Genomic DNA, 17,883 nt, shown 5'->3' with positions numbered 1-17,883 from the left:
TCCTTTTGCCTAAAATCGAGGTGGATCTGGTGTGGCGCGCCAGGCCGGCCGCTGGCAGCCACGAACGCACAATAGCGAAGGCAGTGAAAGATGACGGTTCCCGAATGCAGCCCGTTGCTTGCGCGACCGTCAGCCATCAACAGCCGGCGCCATTGGCTCGCCGGCGTCCTCCTTTCGCTGATGCGGCTCACGCCGATGCATGCCGTGTCGTGCATCGTGCTCCACATCGTGTCCCAGCTCGCGCTCCTGGCGGCTGTCCTCTTGCCCTGGAAGCTGCTCATGATCCTCGGCTCGGATACGCTTCCGCGGCTGCTACCCGCCTTCCTGCGCGGCTACCCGGCCGGCGACCTCGCATGGATCCTCGGCGCCGGCGCATTGGCGGCTTTCCTGGCGTACGCGCTGTGCGAAATGGGCATCGGGAGCGTCTGCGGCCGCGGCGCGCGGTCGATCCTTTCGCGCCATCGGAAGACCGGGCTGTTCGGCAGCCACAGGGAGCTGGCGACCGCCCTCTACCGGCGCCTGTTGCGCTCCATGGGCGCCGCCGTGTCCTGCGCGCTCATCGCAGTCTGGCTGCTGCTTTTCTACCCCCTGCTGCTGCTCGCGCTCGCCACTTATCTGTGCGGAGGCCTGATGGCGGCGCGATGGTGCAAAGGCCCCGCCCGCCAAGCATGGCTCGCGCGCCAATCGCCCCAGCTCCGGGCAAATGGCTGGTGGGGCCTTGGCTTCCTGTATGCGGTGGGGTGGGTAGTCGCCGATTACTCGCGCGACAGCCTGCCTGATACCATCGTCGTCTTCATTTCGCTGCTGCTGGTTCGCCAGGCGCTTGTGCTCTCGGCCCACATTCATCGCACATATGGTCTCCTCGAGCAACAGCGCAGCAAGGCCGGCGCGCTGTTCCTCGCCGACATTCCCTGGCAGCCGGCCGCGCCCGCCGACGACGCCTTCCAGTCACTGCTGGAACGGGATCGCCTGCGGGACTGGGTCGGCGACGTCTTCGCCACGCACGTTGGACGGCCCGAGGGAGAAATCGCCACCCAATGCAGGCTGGCCGGCGGCGCACGAATCATCTCCGTCACGGCGAGCGGCCTGGCGGGCGGCCACAGGCAGTCCGTGCTGCTCAAGCTCTATCACGCCAGCCGGGAAGAGCTAGCCCAGCACGAAGGGGAAATCCTCCGGACGGCCGGCGGAAACTGGCCGGCCCCCGCGCTCGTCGCCGACCACGGGGTTGACGGCCATACCTGCCTCGTTTTCCGATGGCATGCCGACGCCCATTGGATGACCGCGGAAGAACGGGCCGTGCGGCTGCCCGTCATCCGCGAAAGCCTGCTCGAATGCGAACTTCCCGAGGATCTTGCCGACCGCTACGATCGCAGCCATCCTCACCTCGCCGGCCGGCTGGGCGCCGTCGACCTGGCTTTTCTGGAAACGCTGGTTCCCGCGGGGTCGGCCGAGGCATTCGGCCGGTTGCGCGAACACTGGCCGGCGCTACAAGCCATGCTGTGGCAAATGCCTCGGCAAGTCGTCATTCCCCGGTTGCATCAGCAAAGAATCGGCAGTCTCGAAGGCCGGCCCGTCGTCTGCAACTGGTCCGGCTGGCGCTGGGAACCGGTCGGGGCAGGCTGGCCCCGGAGCGCCCATGGGCTGCTTCGCGCAGCGCTGGCGCGTGCGGCTGCAGGCCGCCGGGCATTGCGCGAAGTCATCCCGGGCCAGGCTTGCCTGGCCGCCCTTCTCTATGAGTTCGATCACTTCATGAAAAACAAGGACTTCGCGCCGGCGGTAAGACTGATCGCCCCGCTCTCCGACGCTTTGGGCCACGGCCCGGCCGCCGCAGATCCGGAGACAGAAGGAGGGACGCTTGTCTACCAACGTTGAAACGTCGGCAGCCATGCGTACCGACGCACGCTCGCAGGAATACCGTGTTGTCTGGCAAGCGGACGAGCTGAGGGCCCTGCTCGGCGGCGAGTGGCTCAACGCGCCCGGGGAAGGATGGCTGGCGCGCGATATCGCCATCACGGCGAACAAGTCGGATCTGCAGGGGGAGCGGTGCCTCTTCGTCGCGATCGACGAAGATACCTGGCACAAGGGCTCGGGGAACACCGGCATCTATTCCGGCTGGCCCGACACGCACGAAACGCTGAAGACCATCTATAAGCGATGCTGCGGCGCCATCGTGCAGCGGCCCGTCGAGGGCTTGCCCGACACGTTTCCCCAGCTCGTGGTGAAGAATTCCTACGACGTCCTGCGCATCATGGCCGACGAAGCGCGCCGGCGGATGACCGGCAAGATCGTCGCGATCACCGGAACCGTGGGCAAATCGACCACCAAGGACATGCTGGCCATGGTCCTGGGATACGAGGGATCGGTAATCGCCACCCGCAGGAACCACAACACGCGCACCGGAACCTCGATCACGCTGGCGCGATGCGTCGTCGACCCGGACTTTGCCGTGTTCGAGGTCGCCCTGTCGGCCCTCTGGATGCGCAATGGCGGAGTAGGCCCGCGCATCAAGCCGCATATCGGCATCGTCACGGAAATCGGCATTACCCAGGTCGGAGCCAACGTCCGGGACGAACGGGATACGGCCCGTTTCAAGGCACGCGTATGCAACGGGCTCGTTCCCGGCGGCCACGCGATCCTGAACCGGGACATGAACGAGTTCGACTTCGTGGCGAGCGAAGTCCGCAACTACGGCGCCCAGGTCCTCACCTACGGGTTCCACCCCGAGGCAGACATCCGCGTTATCGATCACCTCGCCGATCATCAAGGCTCGACGGTGCGTCTCCTGATCGAGGGGGAGGACATCGCATACCGCCTCGAAGTCCCGGGCAAGGGCATGGTGTCGAACTCGGTAGCCGTGCTCGCCGCGGTCAAGCTGCTTGGCCTGGATGTCGCGGCGGCAGCCAGGCGGCTGGCGGAGTACCGCAGCATCGGCAAGCTGGAAAGCAAGCCGCTGCCCCTTCGCGCCGGCGGCCAGGCGAACATGATCGACGACAACTACAACGCCGCGGTTCCGTCCATGAAGGCGGCGTTCGAGGTGGCGGCAATGCACCCCGTCGCCCGGGGCGCGCGGCGCGTCGCGGTGCTGGGGCGCATGGTCAATCTGGGAGAACGGGCCGCCGAACTCCACGCCTCCCTGGTCGAGCCGATCATTGCCGCCGGCTTCGACAAAGTATTCATGCACGGCGAGGAAATGGCGGCCGTGCATGAAAGGCTGCCCGAGCCGATGAACGGCGGGCTGTTCCAGGATGCGCGCCATCTTGCCGACACCGTGATGGACTACCTGCGCGACGGCGACCTGGTTCTCGTCAAGGGCAGCGTGCGCGCTTCCGAATTCCGATCGATGCCCAAATTGCTGCAGGAGGCGGCGGACCGGCCCGCATCGAAACCCCGGCTGCAGGCCCTGCCAGCCGGCACGTCGGCGGGCATGCTGGTCGACCTGGAGACGGGCGAGGTTCTGCGCGCGACCAACGAAGCCTGCGTGTTCTCGCCACGGCACCTGAGCCAGCTCCTGCTGGTGGCGCTGTGCGCCGAGCGCATGGCGCAAGGCGATGTCGCCGCGGCCGATGCTGCCGCCGTCCGCCCGGTTTCCCCGAAGGCGGCCAAGGGTGGCCCGCTCGTGGGCGTGCCCGCCGGAAGCGCCATGGCCGTCGGCGACCTCATCCGAGCCATTGCCGTGTGGAACGCGCGGGATGCGGCGGTTTCCCTGGCCGCCCACCTGCACGGGTCGGCGGTCGCCGCGCTGGACAAGCTGCAGGCCTTCGCTAGCGCGCTGGGCATGGAACATACGGTCCTCAAGAACGTTTCCGGCCGGATACAGACCGGGCAAAGCACCACGCTGGCCGATATCGCGCGCCTCGTCCGCCATTTCTGGAAACACTATCCAAACCGCCTGCACTGGTTTTCCGCCAGCGAAGCGGTATTCGCCAACCAAAGCTTCCGGAACTCGAGCAACCTCCTGGCCGATGGCCGGGCGAACTTCTCGTTCAATTCGGGAGGCAGCCCGCGCTGGGGTTTCGCCATCAGCCGCATCGGCGGTCGCGACGTGCTTGCATGCGCAGCGGGCGCGAGTGGCGCATTCAATCTCGACTATCGGCTGGACGGACTCCTGAGGGCAGCGCAAGCGACGTTCTTCCCCGCAACGGACGGCAGCCCGTCCGGCGGACCGGTCATGCTCCAGGCGGGCAGCGAGGGCCGGACCGCGCAGGTCAACGTCCTTGGCGATACCTATTTCGGGGAGTGGTACAGCGCGCGGCGGCAACGGCGGGGCGTCGAAGACGGGCTCACCCGCTACGGCTATGGACACTCCTTCGCGGGGCTCGGGGAAATGCTGGCGGAAGGCGATTTCAACATCGCCAATTTCGAGGCGGCGTTGTCGCGGCGCCGCGCCGCCGAGCTGGCTGGCCGCAAGCCCTTCCTGCTGACGGGGGACCCGGAGCTTTCCATCGCCGCATTGCGCCGAGCCGGCATCCACGCGGTGGCCCTGGGCAACAACCATGCCGTCGATGCGGGACTGGCGGGCCTGGCGGAAATGCTTGCGTCGTTCGACGAGGCAGGCATCGCGCGCTTCGGCGCCGGCCGGGATGCCGACGAGGCGGAGGCGCCGCTGGTCCTCCAGGCCGGCGGCAGGACTTGCAAGTTCTTCAGCGCATATTGGTTCCGGCAGTACATGGAACACGATTGCCGGTACTACGCCATGCCCGCCAGGGGCGGCGTGGCATGCCTTGCCGGCGGCCTGCTCGATGCGATACGGGCGGAAAAGCGCCAGGCCGATCCCGCAACGATCGTCGTGCTCGCGCACTGGGGCAGCGACTTCACCTGGACGTCCGACGCGCAACGCAAGCTGGCGCGGGAACTCGTCGGAGCCGGCGCCGACGTCATCATCGGATCCGGCCCGCACATGCTGGGTGAATTCGAGCGGATCGATGGCAAATGGGTCGTCTACAGCATCGGCAACGGCGTCTTCAACAGCGACGGCGAATATCGGGCGCGGGGCATGCCTCCGTATGGGTTTCTCGCCCGCCTGGGCATAGACGCAAGAGGAATCGAGATCGGCCTGTATCCCATCCTGGCTGACAACCTCCGGACGTTCTGGCAACCCCGGCCGGTGGATCCCACGGAATTCCAGCACGTGCTGACCGTGCTGCGGGAACGAGGCGTCGCGATATCGGACGCGCCCTTCGGCAAGGATGCCGCCCAGTGGGGAACGGATGACGCCGGCCGCCCGCGCATCGTGCTGCCCGCCTGACCAGGAGGAAATCGACGGCAATGGTATGGAGCGAAAGAGATGAACGATGAGAACGTAACGTATCCATATTCATTCAAGTGGTCGAAGGAGATCGAGGACTTCTTCGCCGAGCAGAACATCTATCTTCTCCACCCTTTCAAGATCAGGGGCGTCTATCGCGAAGGCGAGACGGTAACGATCAAGTCGCCCATCGTCGTCGAACCGTTCTCGACCATGTCGGGCAGGAATGGCTTCAGCAACTGCGGCGCATTCACCTACATGCACACCGCTTTCGGCAGCCGTGCCGAAGTCGGACGCTATTGCAGCATCGCGCCCTATTCGAGGCTGATGGGGAACGAGCATCCCCTGGACCGCATCAGCACGCATCCGTTCGCATGCCGGGACTACTATGCGGCGTGGATGGAGAAGCGTTTTCGCGTGGCGACCTCGGTCCCGCCCTTCGAGCAGACCGATCGCGGCCCCCTGATCGTGAAGGACGACGTCTGGATCGGCAACGGCGCGCTGATCCGCAGGGGCATCACCATCGGCCACGGCGCGGTGGTTGCCGCGGGCGCGATCGTCGTGAAAGACGTGCCGCCGTTTGCGGTCGTGGGCGGCGCACCCGCAAAAGTGATCAAGTATCGCTTCGACGACGCCACCATTGCGCGCATACTCGACGTAGCTTGGTGGCGCTATCACGTACGCGACCTCGCCGGGCTGGACGTATCGGACATCCACGGCTTCCTCGATGAGCTGGAGCGCCGCGTGGCCAGCGGCGAAGTCAAGGAATACTCGCCGCCCAGGATCGATATCGCCGCCGCGCTGTTCGAACTTGCGCGAAGGCGGGACAGAGGCGCCGCCGGCATGGGACGGGAGCGCCCCCGCGCCGCGCCGGAGACGCCGGCGGCGCGCGCGGACCAGCGCGAGCCCGGGCAAAGACCCGCCTTCGACGCCGGGGCCAACGCCAGAATCATCGACGAAATCATGGCCGGCGGCGCCAACGATTTTTCGGCGTCCGATTATCACGGCCGCAAGGGCGACATTGCCCGCCACCTGATCGGCGACGAAGTCGCACGGCGCGGATGGCGCATCGAAAGCATCCGGAAACTGAGCTATCGGGTCGTGACTCCCGACGGCGATATCGTGTTCCAGCAGAATGCGCCGGACGTGGGAACCGGCTCGAGCCGGATCACCTTGGACAAGGTGGCCACCAAGGACTTACTGACGCGGAACGGCATCGCGGCGCCGGCTGGCCGGGTCTTCACCGACAGGGACGCGGCGGCCGCCTACTTCAGGACATGCTCCGTGGCCCAGGTCGTCAAACCGGCGGCGGGAGCCGGGGGAGATGGCGTCACCGCCGGCGTCGCCGACGAGCCCTCCTTCGTGCAGGCGTGGGAGCGGGCGACCGCCTTCGGCCGCCGCGTGATCGTCGAGGATTTCGTTGCCGGCGACGAAGTCCGCATGATCACGGTAGGCGGCAAGCTGGCCGCCGCCGTATGCCGCGTTCCCGCCTACGTCATCGGCGACGGCGTGCGGACGATCGAGGAACTCGTGGCCGAGAAGAACAAGCTGCGCCTGCAGAACCCTCTTCTCAAGCTGTACCCCATCAGCAGTTTCGACCAGCTCGAGCTGGACGGACGAAGAAAATCGGAAGTGCCGGGCAAGGGCGAACGGGTCCGTCTGTCCACGGTATCCAATATCGCGATGGGCGGAGAAAGCGTGAGCGTCATCGACCGACTGCATCCGTCGATCGTCGCCGTGGCCGAGCAGGCCGCCAGGTCGGTACCCTGCGCCATCCTGCTCGGACTGGACGTCTTGATCAAGGATTTCTCCGCGAGCGCCGAGGACGGCAACGTATCCATCATCGAGATCAATTCCAACCCGGCCATCGCCACGCTCTATTTCGCCGCTTTCGGGCCGCCCGCGTCGCATCTTCCCCGGACGCTGCTGGACTTCAGCCACCAGCGCCTCAGGGAAGAGAAAGGTAACGCGCCGGGCGCGCCGGCCATCGTGCCGGCGGCGCCCTATCGGGCCCCATGCGGCGGCGGTTCATTCAGGCGCGATTATTCGACCCAGATGCGCCTGATCCGCCAGGCCGCCTATGCGCGCAATCTGTCGGTGCATGCCCTGAGCAACGAACTCACCGTTCTTTCGAACGGCGACAGGCAAGTGGCCTTCTTCCAGGGAATGTCGGACCACACGCGATCGATTTCCCGCCGCGCCACCAACAACAAGGAGTGGACGAAGAGCCTGCTCCGCGAGGCGGGGATCAACACGCCGCAAGGGGCGATGTTCGCGCGCGACGCCGTCAAGGCGGCCTGGGAATTCGCCCAGTCCCTGGGCCAACCGGTAGTGGTCAAGCCGCTGAGCGGATCCGGGGGAGCGGGCGTCAGCACGGACATCTCGACCCTGCCCCATTTCCAGCAGGCCTGGGACCACGCACGCGCCGCCGGCTCGTCGGCGATCATCGTCGAACAGTACTGCCAGGGGAAGGACTACCGGATCCTGACAGTGGGCAATACCATAGCCGCGGCGGCGGAACGCGTTCCCGCCCATGTGGTGGGCGATGGGAAGCACACCATCGATGGATTGATTGCCATCAAGAACAGGCGGCGCGCCAGAAACCCCTACGACGGCTCCAAACCGATCAAGCTGACGCCGATGATGCTGCGCAACCTGGCGCAGCTGGGCATGGACGGGCGCACCGTCCTGGAAAGCGGCCGCTATCTGCAGTTGCACAGCGTCGCCAACATCGGCTCCGGCGGAGAAAGCACGGACCTTACCGAAACCGTCCATCCGGATTGGGCGGAAGTCGCCGTCAAGGTGCGCCGCGCGGTCTTCGACCCCCTTCATGTCGGCTTCGACCTCCTCGCGGAAGACATATCCAGATCCCCGAAGGATCAGCGCTGGGTCGTCATCGAGGTCAATGCGAACCCCGACATGGGGCTGCATCACTTCGTGACCCATGGCACGCCCCGGGACGCGGCCGGAGCGATCGTCGATGCGTTGTTCCCCCGATCCTCCGGCGCGGCGGACGAAGCGCGCAAATCGGTCCGGATCGTGGGATCGTGCCGCGGAAACGTGAAAATCTCGGTCCATCGCATCTGGCGCCACGCGCATCTGCGCATGCTCGACGGTTCGATCCGCCCATTGTCCGGACGCGAGCTCGAGCTGGTGATTTCCGGCGCGGGTAACGCCGTCGACGACATGCTGTCCGCATGCGCCACGGGGCCGCTGCTGGAGAAAAGCCGGCACTCCGCATTCCATGGGGACATCCCGCGCGGCTTTGCGGTGGCCAAATGACGGCGATGGCGAGGAAAAGCGATATGGCATACAGGCTGGTTTCGATATTCCTTGCGGCCTTGCTGGGCTGCTCGCTGGCGTTCGCGGACGACCAGGCGGATGCGCCGCTTCCATGGAATGGAAAGGCCGACAAAAGCACCTGCCCCATCTCGTCGGGTGCCGTCTGGGCCGACTACCATTCCGGGCAAGACTGCATCCGCTACTTCGCCGCCGGCAACATCGAGCACGCTCCCGTCGCGGTCATCGTCTTCGGGGGGGACCGCCACCGGGCGGCCCGGATGAAGCCCGAGGAAATCCGGGACAACACGGTGCGCAAGCAGCAGGCCATCGCGGACCGGGTCGCGCGCCGGCTCGGACTGCCGGTCGTCATCGTCGCCAGGCCGGGTACCTATGGATCGAGCGGCAATCATCTCCGGACCCGGCACATCGCGGAATTCCTGGCCCTGGACGCGGCGCTCGACGCAATCAAGGACCGCTACCGCATAGAGCGCTTCGTGGTCTACGGCCACAGCGGCGGGGCGACGGCCGGCGCGGCCTTGCTCACGATGGGACGCACCGATATTTCCTGCGCCGTGCTGACGTCGGGCGCCTTCGCGCTGTTCGAACGGGCCCGCATCCTGGACGAAGCCAAAGGAAGAAAACCGCGCGACAGGGAAAACAACCCCAGGTATGCGGACTTGTACGACCCGCTGGATCACGTCGACGGCATCGTGCGCGACCCCACGCGCAAGATCTTCGTCATCGGCAACGAGAAGGACCAGGTGACACCGTTCGACCTGCAGAAGATGTTCGCCGACAAGGTGCGGCAGGAGGGTCACCAGGTGCAGCTCGTAACCCATGCGGCGGTCGGGCCCGCATTCCATGACCTCAAGGATTCCATCGGGCTGACGACGGCCGCGAGCTGCGCGCGGCCCGGCCGGTGAGGCGGCGCCCGCCCGGCCGGCCTCGCGCCCTCCGTCATCACCGCTCGCGCAACGCCTCCCGCGCGCGGTTCATGGGCTTGATCAGGTACTCGAACACCGTTTTCTGTCCAGTGCGGATGTCCACGGTGGCGATCATCCCGGGCACGATAGGAAAGCGCTTGCCGGCCTTGTTGATCAGCGCATCGGTCGTCGTCTGGATGAACACCCGGTAGTAGAAGACTTCAGGCTTGACCTCGTCCTGGATGGTGTCGGGCGAGATCGTGGTCACCACGCCGTCCAGGCCCCCGTAGACGGCGTAGTCGTAGGCGGTGATCTTGACCATCGCCTCCTGCCCCGGATGGATGAAGGCGATGTCCTGCGGCGAAATGCGTGCTTCGACCAGCAATTTGTCGTCGATCGGCACGATTTCCATCAGCATGCCGTTCGGCGGAATGACGCCGCCTATGGTCGTGACGCCGATCTGCTTGACGACGCCGCGCACCGGCGAACGATGGGTCAGCCGCGTGAGCGAGTCGGCACGGCCCTTCACCACCGACGACAGCGCCTTGACCTCGGCCTGCGCCTTGGTGAGCTCGTCGCGGGCGCGCACCCGGTACTCGGACCGCAGCTCGCTGATCTTGAGCTCGAGATCGGCGGCCTGGCGCCGGAGCCGGATCACCTCCACGTCGCTCGCCGCGCCGTCCTTCACCAGCGATTCGGTGATCGACAACTCGCGGCGGACCAGCTGGAGCGACTGCACCACCAGCGCCATCGACTGTTCGAGGCTGCGCTTGCGCGCTTCGAAAAGCTGCGTCTCGGAGGCAATGAGCTCGGGGTAGGACTTGAGCTCGTCGGGAAACCGCGGCGCGCTCTCGGCCACTTCGGCGCGCAGGCGGGCGACGCTGGCCAGCGCCGCCCGGTATCGCGCCGCGCTCTCTTCCACGTTGGAACCGATCTTCGTGGGATCGAGCTGCGCCAGGACCTGCCCTTGTTCGACGATGTCTCCCTCGGCCACGTTCAGCTCGGCAAGAATGCCGCCCTCGAGCGACTGGATGGTCTGCTCGCGCGAAGTGGGGATGACCTTGCCGGTGCCGGACGAGACCTCGTCGATGACGCCCACGTAGCTCCATGCCAACAGCGCCGCGAACAGCACGACGATCACCAGCACGATGCGCCCGGAGCGCACGATGACCGCATCGTCGCGGTCGCCGAACGCATCGATGGCTCCCGGCTTCCACGGCGCGCCACCGAGCGCCTGCGTCGCATTGCCCTTCATGATGGACTCCATGTCTCTTTCATATCGCCGCCAGGCGCGCCTTCGACCGGCGATTCAACTCGGCGATCACCTCATCCTTCTGGCCGTCCAGGGCGATCATGCCGTTCTCCACGACGATGATCCGCTGGACCGCGCTCAGCACGCTGGTCCGGTGCGTGGCCACGACCAGCGATCGTCCCGGCTCCAGCCCGGCCAGGTAGCGGATGAACCGCTTCTCGGTCGTCTCGTCCATGCTCGCCGTCGGCTCGTCCAGCAGCAGGATCTGCGGATCACGCAGCAGCAGCCGGGCCAGAAGCAGGCTCTGGCGCTGGCCCCCGGAAAGTCCCAGGCCGCCTTCCTGCACCATGTGGTCGAGGCCTTTGGGAAGCCGGCGCAGGTAGCCCAGCGCCCCGGTCCACTCGAGCGCCTGCAGGATGCGCTCGTCGCTGGTGCGGGGCGCGCCGAGCAACAGGTTGTCACGCAGCGTCCCATGGAAGAGACGGGCATTCTGGGTCAGTATCCCGACGTCGCGCCGCACGTCGGCCGGATCGATGTGCGCCAGCCGCACACCGTCCAGCATGAGCTCGCCCATGGCGGGCTCCAGCAGCCCCGACATGGCCTGCAGCAAGGTCGACTTGCCGGCGCCATTGCGTCCCAGCACGCCGATGCGCTCGCCCGGCTGGATGCGCAGGTTCTTGATCTGCAGGGTGACCGGGCTGTCGGGCGTATAGCGGAATGCCGCCATGTCGAAGTGGAAGGCGCCCTGGATCGCGGGGCGATGGATGCGCTGCTCGTGTTCGGGCTGGTCCACCGGCAGCTGCATGATCTGGTCCACGCTCTTGACGCCGACCTTGGCCTGCTGCCACCTGCCCAGTACCTGGGTGACCCGGGCCATGGGGCCCATCATGCGCGACGAGAGGATGGACGCGGCCACCAGGACGCCGGTCGTCATCTCCCCTTCGATGACCCGCGGGGCGCCGAAGAAGATCACGGTGGCGAACACGCCGGTCTGCACCGTCTGGGTCCACCCGACCAGCGTATTGGTCAACGAACGGGTCCGCAGGTTCGCCTCGGCGGTGACGGCGTTGTAGTGGTTCCAGAGATTCTGGAAACGGTCCTCGGCCTGCATCGTCTTGATGTCTTCATTGCCCTGCACCGACTCGACCAGCATCGCATGGCGCAGCGAGGCTTCCCGCGTCGCCGTCTGGGCATATTCGCGCAGGCGGCGCTGCGCGAGCAGGCCAGGCACCACCATCAGGACCATGGCCACCAAGGGGACGCCCACGAGGGGACCGGCCATGTACCAGAACACCACCAGGAACAGTATGAAGAACGGCACGTCCGCGAGCGCGGTCACGGTCGTGGAGGTCATCATCTCCCGGATCGATTCGAGATCGCGCAATTGCGAGATGAAGGTGCCGGTGGAAGCCGGACGAGCCGTGTTGCGAACGCGCAGCGCATGCCCGAAGACGCGATCCGATATGCGCATGTCGGCGCGCTTGCCCAGCAGGTCGGTGACCGTCGCGCGGACGCGCCGCAGGATGAAGTCGAACAGCAGGACGACCAGCACGCCGATGAACAGGACGTAGAGGGTCGGCAAGGATCCGGCCGGGACGACCCGGTCGTACACCTGCATGGAGAACAGCACGGTCGACAGCGTCAGGATATTGGCGACCAGGGACCCAAGCATGATGTGCCAATACGGGCGCATGTCGCGCAGGACGATGTTGCGCAGCCAATGCGACTGGTATGGCGAGATGTACGCGTCCACGCGCGCGTCGGGCACGCCGCCCAGGGGACGCATGATGGCCACGAGCTCGGCCTGGTCCTGCAGCTGGCGCACGGAAACCCGGGTCAGCTGTCCATCGTCCCCGCAGTACGCGACGCTGGCCGAGCCGTCCGCCCCCAGCGCTTCCAGGATGCCGATCTGCCCGTCCGTCATCCGCACCGCCACCGGCAGGCGCCAGTTCGAGATCTCGGCCAGCGCACCCTTGCCGCGCATCAGGGCCAGCCCCAGGCCGGCCCGGCGCGCGAGATCGCGCAGCGCCTCTTCCTCGTCGCCGTCGTCGGCCCATTGGCGGGCGATACGCAAGGATTCGGGCGAGCACGGCAGCCGGTAATGCCTGGCAATGGCCTGCACCGCTTCCATCCACGCTTGCTCGCGTACACGTGCGGCGGCTTCCTGGCTGGGATCGCCGGGCACGGATAGGTCTTCTGCTGCGGTCGTGCTATTCATCGTACATGTTCCCGGCCACTCGCGCGGCGTCCTCCAGGCCGAAGGCCCGGCGCATCGCTCCTGTGGCATATAGACAATCGACACCGAGGCCCATCAACTCGTACTTCGTATTCACCTGGTCGAAGCGCGACTGATGGAACTCCTGTTCCGCGTTGAGCAGGTCGATCAGGGACCGCGTCCCGAGCGACAGGTACTGCTGGCGATACAGGTCCTTGGTCTCGCCGATGGACCGGCGCCGGCCATCCAGCACGGTCATCCGCTCCGCGAGTCCGAACGTCTGCTCCCTGGCATCGGTCAGGGCCTGCACGGCCGAGAGCCTGGCGTTGTCGCGCGAGGCGTCGGCGGCGCGCAATGCGAATTCCGCGGCGGCGCTGCGGGCGTTGAGGGCGCCGCCCTGATAAACGTCCATGGAAACGTTGAGCGCCAGCGTGAAATCGTCCCGCCGCGTCGCATTGCCGTTGAGCGCGCGCCCCACGCCCGCATCCAGCGACAGCGTGGGAAGGCGGTTGGATCGCGCCGCCTCAAGCAGCGCCCGCGCCTGGTCATGCTCCGCCTCCGCCACCCGGACCGTCGGCACTTCCGACCAATCGGGCTGGTCTACCCGGCAGGCAGCCAGAAAGTCGGGCGTCAGCTCGATGGACAACTGCGGCAGCGTGGAGACTCCCAAAAGCGTGCGCAGCACACCTCGCCAGCGCGCGAGCTGGGAGGCGTATTGCAGGGCAATCGACTGCGAGGCCGACACGCGCGACTGCGCCTGCATGACGTCGGATCGCGTACTGGCTCCGCGCTCGTTTCTCGTCCGCACCAGCTGGCTGATCTCTGAGACGCCCTTGACCTGCTCGCGCGCGGCAGCCTCCAGCTCTTCGTAGCGCTTGAGCTCGATCGCCGCCTTCGCCGCGTCCACCGCGACCTGGTCCACGGCCAGGGTCACTCTCGCCTGGCTCACGCGCGCGGCCGCGCGCGCGGCTGCGACGCTGCTGTCCACCTTGCCGAAGTCATACAGCATCTGCGAGGCCGACATGCTCAGGCGCTGGACCCGGCTGTCGGCAAGCGTATTGTCCCGGCCGGCACGCAAGCCGGTCGACACGCGCGGATAGTAGCCCGCGCGCGCCACTTCGATTTCTTCGCCGCTTTGATTCAACCGCCCCATCGCCGCGGCAATGTTCGGGTGCCAGCTGACCGCCTGACGCGCCACGCCGGCCAACGTCAACGCGCCCGGGCGGCCGCCTTGCGCCACCTCGCTGGCAAAGACGGCGTTTCCTGCCGCGCCTGGCCCGTCCTGCATCAGCCGGCTCGCGGCCACCGCGGGCGCCATCGCGCCCAGGCGGCCGGGGTCGACCGGACGGGGAGCGGACTTGCCGGCCTCCGCGCTTGCGCCTGGCCGGCCGGCCACGCTGGCGGATGCCTTCGGCTCGGGCCGAGGGCTTTCGACAGGGGCATTCATGCTGGAGAAATGCGCGGCCGGCGCGGTTCGTCCGGATGCGGACGTACGCGTGGCCGGCGTCGCTTCCGGGCGCGCGGCAGCACTGGCGACAGGCGCTCGGCGGGCAGGCTCGGGACTCGCATCTGCCGGAGCGCCGGCAGGCATGGCAACGGTTTCGGCAGGGGGACGGGCCGCCACGGGCGGATGGGCATCGAGAGACGGGTCCTCGGGCGTGCCATTCATCGACGACGACGGCGGCTGCACGCGTTCCCCGGCGGCAGGCACCCCGCCCTGCCGCGGCGCCGCGGCACCGGATCCGGCCGCATCCGGCGGCCCCGACCAGGCGTGCATTCCCCCGGCGCCTTGCGCTCCTTCACCGGCAGCATCGGCTGCTCCGATGGCCAACAGCCCGACCACGTACAACGCCGCGCGGCATGAACCTCTCATGAATACTCCCGACAACTTCTCATGCGAACGGCCGGACCTGGACAATCCAGGGCCGGCCGCTCTTCGGGTCAACTATCCGAATCGACGGTTAGATTCCCGATACATCGTGCTGAGACCAGGCCTGGTCTTCCGGATCCTCCGTATACACAGCGGCCAGGACGGTAGTCTCGGCCTCGGGCGACGGCGCCGGAAGCAGACTGTCGTCTTCGTCCTCCTCGGCGAAGTACGCTTCGATCGGATCGGGCTCGGGCTGCAGCACGTCCTCCAGCGCGATCTCCTGCTCGTCGTTCTGGTCGTCCGGGACGTCGTCGGCATCGTCGCTGTCGTCGTCCTGGTCCAGCCCGTCGAGCGGTACGGCGAACGCCTCGGCCGCATCGGCATCGCCGTCCCCGGCCGCAGCGTCCTCCGGCGGGGGCAGCGTGTTGTCGATCTCGCCGATGTTGACGGTCAGCGTGCCTTCCGACACCTGGCCGTTGGCATAGTGCAGCTGGTAGGTGAACACGTCGCTCTGGCCGATGCTGTCGAGCTCGGCCTTCGGCTCGTAGGTCCAGCTACCGTCCGCATGCATGGTCAGGGTGCCGTAGGTTCCCTCCAGCACGACCGGATCCACGCCCGGATACCGCACTTCGCCGCTGGCGTCCACGCTGACGGCCACCGGCCCATCGACGGTGACGTCGATGCCCGCCGCCTCCAGGACGTTCCCTTCGGCCGGATCGACGCCTGCGGCGACTTCGTGGCCGAAATGGGTCACGTCCTGGGACATGACGACGCTGACGTTGCCCGGCAATGAGACAAGGGAGGCATTCGACACATTCAGGCGGTACTCGCCGGGCCCGAGGTCCTCGATGCGCGCAGTGATCTGGGTCGGGAAGATGCCGATCAGGTCGATCAGTCCACCGCCTTCGGAACCTTCGACTTCCACCCAGTTGCCGTTTGCATCGCGGACCTCCAGGGTGAACTCCAGGCCGTTGAGCAGCGACGCGAGGCCGGAGCCGGTGATGTCCAGGTTGACCGTCGATGTCGTCCCTTCCTCTACCGTGAACACGTGACTGCCCGAGGTCTCGCCCAACACGATCCCGAGCGCGCCCAGCAGCCACGAGTAATCGATGACCTCCGACTCCGGCACGTGCTCGACCTCGGTCTCCACGATGACCTCGGCGTCCGCCGTGGCTTCGACCGCCGGCACGACAGTGGCGTCCTCGCCGGGGTTCTGGTCGTCCCACACCAGGTCGACCTGATCGCTGTCGAGGCGCACGTACAGCTTGCCCGAGTCCTCGCCGGCGGTGGGGTGCACCAGCTTGTAGTCGAAGACATCGACCTTGCCCACGTTGGCCGCCGCGTTTTCGGTATTGGCCTGGTAGGAATAGCTGCCGTCCGGCTTGATGGTCAGCGTGCCATACAGGCCGACGATCACCGTTCCCGCCGCATCCGGCGTGACGAAGACGCCGTCGGCATTCTTGACCTGGAGCACCGCCGCGTCGTCGGGTCCGAGGTCGTCCGGCGCCCCCTCGCCGAAGCTCGGATCGGTGATCACGTTGCCGGTGACGGGGTCCGCCTTGGTGACGTCGAACTCGGTCAGGCTCGTGCGCTCCAGGTTCATGCTCCATTCGACCGCTTGTACGACCGAGAGCACTCCGGTGCCGCCATAAACCACGCGGTATTCGCCGGCCGGCAGATCCTTCGCCTCGACCACCAGGTTGTCGCCGTTGAGACCGATCAGGTCGATGAGCTTGCCGTTCTCGGTGTCGGCCACGTTCACCCACTCGCCGTTCTGCAGGACTTGCAGCGTGATGTAGGACGTGCTGAGCAACGAGAGCAGGCTGCCTGCGTCGACGGAGAACTCCAGGTTGCCCAGGGTGCCTTCGGCGATCTCGAATTCGTGAGTCTCGGACACGTTGCCGATGCTCAGGATGAGCGTATCGGTACCCGAATCGCCTTCGGTAGCGATGACTCGGTGGCTCAGTTCGAGCTCCGCGGTGGCGAGGTCGTCGTAGGCGTCTACGTCGGCGTCGGCGTCAGCATCAGCATCAGCATCAGCATCAGCATCAGCATCCGCGTCGGCATCGGCATCGGCATCCGCGTCGGCATCGGCATCGGCATCCGCGTCAGCGTCAGCGTCAGCGTCAGCGTCAGCATCGGCGTCAGCATCGGCATCGGCATCGGCATCGGCATCAGCGTCGGCATCGGCGTCGGCATCAGCGTCGGCATCAGCATCCGCATCCGCATCCGCATCGGCATCTGCCTCGGCGTCCGCATCGGCATCGGCGTCGGCATCCGCATCGGCGTCAGCGTCGGCATCCGCATCAGCATCAGCATCGGCATCAGCATCCGCGTCAGCATCGGCGTCAGCGTCCGCATCCGCATCAGCATCGGCGTCAGCATCCGCATCCGCGTCAGCATCCGCATCCGCATCCGCGTCCGCATCCGCATCCGCATCCGCATCCGCATCCGCATCCGCATCCGCGTCAGCATCCGCGTCAGCATCCGCGTCCGCATCAGCATCGGCATCCGCATCAGCATCGGCATCCGCATCAGCATCAGCATCGGCATCCGCATCAGCATCGGCATCCGCATCAGCATCGGCATCCGCATCAGCATCAGCATCGGCATCCGCGTCAGCGTCAGCATCCGCGTCGGAATCATCATCATCGTCGTCGCTCAGGACGGCTGCGGCAATGCCGACGGCCGCCAGACCGGCGAACAACCAGGCGGGGATCGCGCTTCCGGCCGGAAGCATGCCCATCAATTGTTCCGCTGCAGTGATTTCAGTGAACGAGAAGCCTGACCACGGCGAGCTGTACTGCCCCCACCAGAGCACCCCATTCGCGTCTTCGAGTATGAGCTCGCTGCGCGAGCCGTCGGGCGCGACCTGGAAGAAGTTCGCGATCGTCACTTGCTGGCCCGACTTGAGCCGGAGCACGAGGTTCGAGCCGCTGCGGTCGAAAGCCGCGACCGATTCTGGCCCGAAAGGCATTTTGACGATGCCCGCCGAATTCAATGTGAGGTTGCCCACCGGAAGTTCGGTGGTCGCCCCATCGGCCTTGTTCATCACTGTTATGTTCATGCAGCTACCCTTGCATTGTCCTGTTCTAT

The 17,883-nt window shown here is 66.5% G+C and carries 9 protein-coding genes and 1 pseudogene; 5 read left to right on the top strand and 5 right to left on the bottom strand.

Annotated features, from left to right (window positions below):
* Positions 1 to 90 precede the first annotated feature (90 nt).
* Genes CDO44_RS05860 through CDO44_RS05845 form a run of 4 tightly spaced genes read left to right on the top strand, consistent with a single transcriptional unit; the run spans position 91 to position 9,450 of the window.
* Positions 91 to 1,872, top strand: coding sequence for a hypothetical protein (locus CDO44_RS05860; RefSeq protein ID WP_087779388.1), 1,782 nt, complete (start codon positions 91 to 93; stop codon positions 1,870 to 1,872).
* A complete protein-coding gene (locus CDO44_RS05855) occupies positions 1,856 to 5,245 on the top strand; it encodes a CapA family protein (RefSeq protein WP_144389478.1) in 3,390 nt (1,129 codons plus the stop codon). The genes CDO44_RS05860 and CDO44_RS05855 overlap by 17 nt, the downstream gene beginning before the upstream one ends.
* Before the next feature lie 39 nt (positions 5,246 to 5,284).
* Positions 5,285 to 8,527 carry an ATP-grasp domain-containing protein gene (locus CDO44_RS05850; RefSeq protein ID WP_087779386.1) on the top strand — a complete coding sequence of 1,081 codons (3,243 nt, stop codon included), beginning with the start codon at positions 5,285 to 5,287 and terminating at the stop codon, positions 8,525 to 8,527.
* 23 nt (positions 8,528 to 8,550) lie between these two features.
* The gene (locus CDO44_RS05845) at positions 8,551 to 9,450 is read left to right on the top strand and encodes a S9 family peptidase (RefSeq protein WP_144389477.1); all 900 of its coding nucleotides are present in this window, start codon (positions 8,551 to 8,553) and stop codon (positions 9,448 to 9,450) included.
* Positions 9,451 to 9,487: 37 nt separating this feature from the next.
* Here the strand turns inward: CDO44_RS05845 and CDO44_RS05840 are convergent, their stop codons facing one another.
* The 4 genes from CDO44_RS05840 to CDO44_RS28020 form a co-directional block, all read right to left on the bottom strand.
* On the bottom strand, positions 9,488 to 10,717 hold the full coding sequence (locus CDO44_RS05840) for an HlyD family type I secretion periplasmic adaptor subunit (protein WP_233146055.1): 1,230 nt from the start codon (positions 10,715 to 10,717) through the stop codon (positions 9,488 to 9,490).
* A gap of 7 nt (positions 10,718 to 10,724) precedes the next feature.
* Positions 10,725 to 12,920, bottom strand: coding sequence for a type I secretion system permease/ATPase (locus CDO44_RS05835; RefSeq protein WP_087779385.1), 2,196 nt, complete (start codon positions 12,918 to 12,920; stop codon positions 10,725 to 10,727).
* Positions 12,913 to 14,364: a TolC family protein gene (locus CDO44_RS05830; RefSeq protein WP_158213208.1), complete on the bottom strand. Its 1,452-nt coding sequence runs from the start codon at positions 14,362 to 14,364 to the stop codon at positions 12,913 to 12,915. Before CDO44_RS05830 ends, CDO44_RS05835 begins: the two co-directional genes overlap by 8 nt.
* Positions 14,365 to 14,878: 514 nt before the next feature.
* Positions 14,879 to 16,684 carry a BapA/Bap/LapF family large adhesin gene (locus CDO44_RS28020; protein ID WP_233146054.1) on the bottom strand — a complete coding sequence of 602 codons (1,806 nt, stop codon included), beginning with the start codon at positions 16,682 to 16,684 and terminating at the stop codon, positions 14,879 to 14,881.
* On the opposite strand from CDO44_RS28020, the gene CDO44_RS28015 reads away from it, so the two are divergent.
* Positions 16,670 to 17,575 carry a hypothetical protein gene (locus CDO44_RS28015; protein ID WP_233146053.1) on the top strand — a complete coding sequence of 302 codons (906 nt, stop codon included), beginning with the start codon at positions 16,670 to 16,672 and terminating at the stop codon, positions 17,573 to 17,575. The genes CDO44_RS28020 and CDO44_RS28015 overlap by 15 nt on opposite strands.
* A 96-nt stretch (positions 17,576 to 17,671) precedes the next feature.
* Here the strand turns inward: CDO44_RS28015 and CDO44_RS28350 are convergent.
* A pseudogene (locus CDO44_RS28350) lies at positions 17,672 to 17,839 on the bottom strand (BapA prefix-like domain-containing protein); the annotation flags it as partial.
* Positions 17,840 to 17,883: the final 44 nt, after the last annotated feature.

The organism is Pigmentiphaga sp. NML080357, assembly GCF_002188465.1.
Lineage (GTDB): Bacteria > Pseudomonadota > Gammaproteobacteria > Burkholderiales > Burkholderiaceae_B > Pigmentiphaga.
The sequence above is the reverse complement of the archived record's forward strand: the minus strand, read 5'-3'. Positions and strand labels throughout refer to the sequence as shown.

Bases quoted from the DNA above. Each gene is read 5' to 3' on its own strand.
- CDO44_RS05850 (WP_087779386.1), top strand. From the start codon at position 5,285: ATGAACGATGAGAACGTAACGTATCCATATTCATTCAAGTGGTCGAAG.
- CDO44_RS05840 (WP_233146055.1), bottom strand. From the start codon at position 10,717: ATGGAGTCCATCATGAAGGGCAATGCGACGCAGGCGCTCGGTGGCGCG.
- CDO44_RS05835 (WP_087779385.1), bottom strand. From the start codon at position 12,920: ATGAATAGCACGACCGCAGCAGAAGACCTATCCGTGCCCGGCGATCCC.
- CDO44_RS05845 (WP_144389477.1), top strand. From the start codon at position 8,551: ATGGCATACAGGCTGGTTTCGATATTCCTTGCGGCCTTGCTGGGCTGC.
- CDO44_RS05830 (WP_158213208.1), bottom strand. From the start codon at position 14,364: ATGAATGCCCCTGTCGAAAGCCCTCGGCCCGAGCCGAAGGCATCCGCC.
- CDO44_RS05860 (WP_087779388.1), top strand. From the start codon at position 91: ATGACGGTTCCCGAATGCAGCCCGTTGCTTGCGCGACCGTCAGCCATC.